This is a genomic window from Pseudoalteromonas prydzensis (assembly GCF_001661495.1).
GTDB classification, from domain to species: domain Bacteria; phylum Pseudomonadota; class Gammaproteobacteria; order Enterobacterales; family Alteromonadaceae; genus Pseudoalteromonas; species Pseudoalteromonas prydzensis.
In genome coordinates this window covers 335,533-341,828 of sequence record NZ_BDDT01000004.1, presented here as the reverse complement: position 1 = coordinate 341,828, position 6,296 = coordinate 335,533, and the positions used below count along the sequence as shown (strand labels likewise).

The following is a 6,296-nucleotide window of genomic DNA, read 5'->3' as shown; positions in this document are numbered from 1 at the left end:
AACTCGGGCTGACGGCTGTGTTGCATACCCATTCACGACGGCTCGATTACCACCCTCATGTCCATTTTATCGTGCCTGCTGGCGCGCTCAATAAACACGGCACACTGTTTCAACAAAAGCGGGGACGCTTCTTGTTTAAGGCCGATAACTTAGCTAAGGTGTTTCGAGGTAAGTTCATAAATGCACTGCAACAGAGCGGTTACCACCTTCCTGTAAATACTCCCTCATCTTGGGTCGCTGATGTGCAATACGTCGGGCAAGGAGATAAAGCCCTCACCTATTTAGCGCGCTATTTGTATCGCGGGGTGATTAATGAGCAAAACATAATTGAAAATCAACATGGGAATGTCACCTTTCGTTACCGTGATAGTGCCACCAAACAGGATAAATACATCACCGAGTCAGGCTGTGATTTTTTATGGCGGGTATTAAAGCACGTCCTGCCAAAAGGTTTTCAACGTACGCGTAACAGTGGCTTTTTACATGGCAATGCAAAACGGACTCTTCAGCGTATTCAGCTTTTGCTTAAGATGCAGTTACCACCGTTAATAAATACGGCAAAATCGTCCGTGTGCTGCCCACACTGCAACGCACACATGACGTTGTATCTGGCGCGAATTGGCCGCCATATTATTGGACAAAATCACCTTGCTGGGCTGTCGATATAAAACACGGATGTGATCTTATTCTAAGGAGCAGGAGTCGTCGCATCAACTAAAGTCAATGCGTGATATTAAACCGATTAAAGAGAGGTGAATACACAAAAAACAGGCTAGTAATAACACGGAAAATAAATAGACTGCATTGTTTTTATTAACTTTTTATAAACGTTTTTTAAAGCGATGTGCAGCCTTAGTCAGACTCGGCCTGAAAAAACATCAACAAGCCAACCACCAAAGTTCCAATCGATTTATTTACTATAAATAAGTGTCAACATCAGCAACGGGCTTGTCCAACAATAGGATTAAGTTGCGGCTTCGCGCAACCTATCCTTATTTATTATGTTTTTTTACGCCAAACTTCATAAACTCTAAACTGCGATCTAATAATTTTGAAATAAGCTTTTGATTGTTATTTTTAATTTTTTCTTTTGTCGATGCTGTAATATCTTCAGGTGAACTAAACATCTTATAGCCAAATGATTCATTAGTTATCCATACCGAATCTCCACCGTTATGTCCTATTGTGCCGTTGGTTGCAATAAATTGACCTGTTTTAGCATTGAACAAATTGAAGCTGATTTGTGAATAGTGGATTGAATTTCCACGACGTTGATATATCCCATTTCCTTTAAACCTTTGATTTGTACCAAAGTAGACATCAGAAAACTCAGTTGGTGAAATGACTAGAATATATTTAGCATTAATTTTTTGTGCTTCTTCCAAAACTGACTTGTTTTTTATTGGGCTGGGGTAGCCAGAAACAAAGTCATTTTTTGGAGTTTTGAGGTTTGTTCTTATGAATGAATTTGGAACGATTGTGTAATTTGGTGATAGCTTATTTCTTATCTCAGTTTCAATAAACTCATTCGTTTTCCAATCTGAGGAATCAATTTCAAAGTATTCATTTTGAAATGCGGTTGTTCCAACAGTTTTAATTGGGAATGAGCCACCAAATTGAGCAACTACAACTATTTTTTCGTTTGGTACTATTTTAGAAACCTGCTGTAAATCATTAGAAACACAACCTGACATAAAAATAGCCAAAACGATTAATACAATCTTATTCAAAACACCTCTCCTTGAGAAAAACATAATATCTTATTGAACACCATTCTGGTGGTTTATAACACACCAAAACGGCGTATATTACATACCCTGATAATTTCACCAATAATTACCTTTGTAAACAGGTAATTAAAAAAGCTAGGAATTAAGCATGTTATTTTGCCCCAAAACGGCGGTTAATAATGTTATCGGACAAAGTTAGGCTCCTAGGTCAAAGAAGTAGCAATAAATTTAACTTGTTCGGTGTCCGGTTCGCTCAAAGCAGAGCTTTGAAATAATTACACTAACGGTTTTGGGGCAAAACGCGTTAGTGTATTTGAACAACAAAGCGTCTTAATTGCGCTTTTGTTTTACAACCGAAAGAATCAGGCTATCAATTTCATTATTCACAGCCCCAATGCTGCTGTTGGTTAATATCACATAGCCAAAATTTAGGTCTGTAATAGAACGTGTTAATGAGACCCAGCCTCGGTTAAATCCGGCAAAGCCAAGACTATTATTTTCTGCGTCAACTACATAGCTCATACTCCAGCGCCCGTTAGTATTCTCAGCTGGTTTTATCATTAGATCGATTAGCTGTTCTGGCAATAACGTTGCACCGTTATAATGCCCACCTTTATTGCGTAATACTGCCATATTAAAACGCGCTAAATCTAAAGCCGTTGTTTGTAAACCTGCGGCTGCTTTTTCATTAAAGTACACCATACCCGTTACTTTGCCAGTTTCGTCGTAAGGGGTTGCCGACCTGTTTAAAACGTTTTCAGTAATGCTGAAAGTAGAGTTCGTCATATTTAGCGGTTCGAACACGTTTCTCTGCATATAATCTTCAAATGCCAAGCCGGATACATCTTCTATTAAAAGTTGCACGACAGAATACCCACCACCAGAGTAAGACCACTTGGTATCGGGCGCATGAACAAGCTCAACGAGTCCAGCACCGTTATTATTTCCATTAAGTGAATCAACAATAGATGACAACTTTTCGCGAGAGTCCCAACCTGCATAAGGCCCCAGCGACAAACCTGAAGTGTGGGATAGGATATTTCTTAACGTTACTTTTTTTACATTAAACTTGGAATCAGGGATCTGCCAGCGTTTGAGGTATTGATTAATTGGCTCGTCTAGATCTACTTTGCCTTGCGCGACAAGTTGCATTGCCCCCCAAGCAGTAACCAGCTTAGAAATAGAGCCAACGTTAAACATTGTGTTTACGGTTATTTCCGCTTTAGTCGCTACATCGGCGAAGCCATAAGAGCGAAATTCAACGATTCCACTTCCATTGACGAATGCCAGTGCCACACCTGGAGCTTGGTGCCTTTCTAAAATCTTCGGTATCTCAGCGTCTAAACGCTTAGTCAGCTCAGATACGTCAGCAATTTCTTCGGCAAAAACAAAGTTAGCTAAAATAAGTGTATACAATATCAAAATAGATTTAATCATGACTTTCCTTATGCGTACAACGCCCATTGATGCGCTTGCTAAGCGCTACTTTGTAAACTCGCTTTTCAACAACTTTCCTGTTGTTAGCTCTATATAACATTTTATAGCATTACGGTCACCCATTAGAAATACGACCGCGATAAACTCAAAGCCATCCTAGAAGCTCTGAAATTCAAAGTAAAAATTGCGGGAGGAAAGCGCTTGGTCTATAGCATTAAATAATTTACGCTGTTCTAAAAGCGACCTAGACAGATTGCATTCACTTCTGTTCTTCGGTACTTTTTAACTATTCTACTTTTTGGGGCCGTAATGGAAAATTTTACTGAAAGATTCAACATTTTTTGTAAAGAAGTATGCGAGGAAAATAGGTTTTTTTATTCGCAAGAAAGCAATAACTTCTTAAATGATTTTTATGAAGCTCTAACTTCAGAATCGGAGGAGTTTGTCCAGAATATTCCAAGTGGTTCTACCTTCTATCGTGCACGCTCGCATGTTTATTCAAGTATTGATAATGCGTATAAAAATGAACCTTTTAACTGTGATGATATGAAACCTGTACCTAACATAAGATCTACTGGAAGGCTAAATGCATACAATATAAATGCTCTTTATTTAGCTTCCGACAAAGGTACTGCGATTTCTGAAGTCAGAGCGAATGCGAATGCGCCCATTAGCGTTGCTCAGTTCAAAACTAATAAAGAACTAAAAATAGCAAGGTTTGACTATACTTCTGACGTTGATAATTTGTATAGCTTTTACTTCCCTAAGTTTACTTACTTCTTAGCCCATCGATTTTCACAGCCCCTTGATGCACCTGAGCATCAAGCAAGAGAGTATATTCCGACTCAAATTATTTCTGAGTTTCTTAAAAGCAAAGGGATCGATGGGATAGAGTACCCTTCTCAATTCATTTCATCTGATAAAGAGCATAGTGAAGGTAAATCCGTGGACGAATTATTGAAAACGGAGCAGCAATTTAATCTATGCCTTTTTGATATTACAACTGCAGATTGTATTCCTGAAAGTATAGAAGTACTGCAACTTAGTAAACGTATTAATATTATCTCTAAATCTAAGGGCTCTAATAAAAGTAATTGATTGCATTTACTTAGCACTTTCGCTCCAGTGTTCTATTTACAGACGAGATATTATGATCATTAATAACTATCTCTCTTGTAAACTGTCTTTATGTATTTATCTAAAAAGCAACGCCTTAGGTTTATACCAACCAAAGCGCGAGATAAACTCGCGCCTACAAGCCACCCTAGCACCTAGTTACCTAGTCCCTAAAACCTTTTTGTAGCTGGGCTTGGCTATGCTCAACCCAACTACAACCGCTTAATTTAACACCGTGCAAACTTACAACTTATGACTTACCGCTTAAAGCTCGGATCAAAATACCATCGCTTTACCGCGCCCAGATGCTTCTGAGCCGGCATCTAGCTTGCCATCACGTTCGATAATCACATGCATATCACCAAAGCGACGCTCGTCAAGTGTATAGCCCATTTCCTCAAGTGCCTTAACAACACTGGCATCTAACCCTGGATGATGACGAATTACGTTTTTAGGCCAAAGTTGATGGTGAAAACGCGGGCTATTCACTACCTGCTCTGCGCTCATATTAAATTCCACAGCATTTAAGATAGATTCATACACTGAGCTAATAATCGTGGTACCACCTGGTGAACCTGTGACCATTTTAACTTTATTGTCTTTGAGTAAAATAGTGGGTGTCATTGAGCTGAGCATGCGTTTATGTGGCTGAATTTCATTAGCTTTACCACCGAGAGCGCCAAATACATTCATCACCCCTGGTTTTGCGCTAAAGTCATCCATTTCATCATTTAGCAAAAAGCCTGCGCCTGCCACCACTACACCACTGCCGTAGCCTAAATTAATAGTGGTCGTGTTCGAGACCGCATTCCCCCATTTATCAACAATCGAAAAGTGTGTAGTTTGCTCACTTTCATACAAACCAGGTTTGATGTTTTCAGTCGTCGATATTTTATCGAGTGTAATGGTGCTACTGCGCTGTTTAAGATAATCCATGGCGATTAGTTCGCTCTTTGGCACATCATAAAAGTCTGGATCGCCTAAGTACTCTGCTCTATCAGCAAATACGCGTTTGCCAATTTCTGCTAATAAATGAATATATGCTGTGGAGTTATGCTCAAGCCCTGCTTTGGGTTTAGTCAGCTCGTACATTTTTAACCATTGAATTATTGCAATACCGCCGGAGCTTGGTGGTGGTGATGTAAGTACTTGGTAACCGTTCCAAGCCGCTTTCGTGGGAGTACGTGATTTTGCTTGATAGGCTTTTAAATCAGCTTGCGTGATGATGCCGCCATGTTCAGCCATAAAATCGGCAATGATCTTGGCAGTTTCGCCTTCATAAAAGCCTGCCTTACCTTGCTCGCGAATACGTTTTAACGTAGCTGCAAGCTCAAGTTGCTTAAAGTTTTGCTTCGCTTTAGCGCTGGCAAAATAATCAGCAAAGTTAATTGTTACGTCTTTTTTAGCCATGCGGGCAATGTAGCGCTCAATACTGCTGGCTAATTTAGGGTGAACAATAAAACCCTGCTCGGCTAAATTTATTGCAGGCTCAACAAGGGTTTTCCAATCAAGTGTGCCGTGTTTTTTATGTGCAAGCCACATGCCAGCCACACTACCGGGTACACCACTGGCGTGAATGCCGTATACCGATTTATTAGCAACCACATTGCCTTTGTCATCCAAGTACATATCGCGATGCGCGGCAGCTGGTGCGGTTTCGCGGTAATCAATAAAATCGCCCTTACCGTCTTTTTGGATCAGCATAAAACCACCGCCGCCAATGTTCCCCGCTTCAGGCAAGGTAACTGCTAATACAAATTGCGCAGCAATGGCTGCATCAACCGCGTTACCACCCTGCTCCAAAATGGCTCTTGCTACGTCACTACTGTAACTATCAGGCATAGCCACAGCGGCTTGAGCTGTTCTGTCACTGGCTGCCAGTACCGTTATGTGTAATTGCATAACAATGACACTAAAAATCAGTAAGTGTTTAACACCTGCAAACATATTTAATTCCTTGTTTATTTTATTTTTTAATTATTTTATTACACCCATTAATACACGCTCTGTGAA

The 6,296-nt window shown here is 40.1% G+C and carries 5 protein-coding genes; 2 read left to right on the top strand and 3 right to left on the bottom strand.

All coding sequences use genetic code 11. The features are described from left to right. Positions 1 to 668, top strand: a 668-nt coding sequence (locus A7968_RS11035) for an IS91 family transposase (protein ID WP_208855838.1), incomplete at its 5' end; no start/stop codon positions are given. A gap of 324 nt (positions 669 to 992) precedes the next feature. Here A7968_RS11035 and A7968_RS11030 read toward each other — a convergent pair. Together A7968_RS11030 and A7968_RS11025 are read right to left on the bottom strand one after the other, a co-directional pair. After that, the gene (locus tag A7968_RS11030) at positions 993 to 1,730 is read right to left on the bottom strand and encodes a hypothetical protein (RefSeq protein ID WP_064666620.1); all 738 of its coding nucleotides are present in this window, start codon (positions 1,728 to 1,730) and stop codon (positions 993 to 995) included. Between the two features lie 330 nt (positions 1,731 to 2,060). Beyond that, on the bottom strand, positions 2,061 to 3,167 hold the full coding sequence (locus A7968_RS11025) for a serine hydrolase domain-containing protein (RefSeq protein WP_064666619.1): 1,107 nt from the start codon (positions 3,165 to 3,167) through the stop codon (positions 2,061 to 2,063). Between the two features lie 309 nt (positions 3,168 to 3,476). Here A7968_RS11025 and A7968_RS11020 point away from each other — a divergent pair, with 309 nt between their 5' ends. Further along, positions 3,477 to 4,265: an RES family NAD+ phosphorylase gene (locus tag A7968_RS11020; RefSeq protein ID WP_064666618.1), complete on the top strand. Its 789-nt coding sequence runs from the start codon at positions 3,477 to 3,479 to the stop codon at positions 4,263 to 4,265. Positions 4,266 to 4,559: 294 nt separating this feature from the next. Here A7968_RS11020 and ggt read toward each other — a convergent pair whose 3' ends face one another. After that, positions 4,560 to 6,230, bottom strand: a complete 1,671-nt coding sequence (ggt, locus tag A7968_RS11015) for a gamma-glutamyltransferase (RefSeq protein ID WP_064666617.1) — start codon at positions 6,228 to 6,230, stop codon at positions 4,560 to 4,562. Between the last annotated feature and the right edge of the window lie 66 nt (positions 6,231 to 6,296).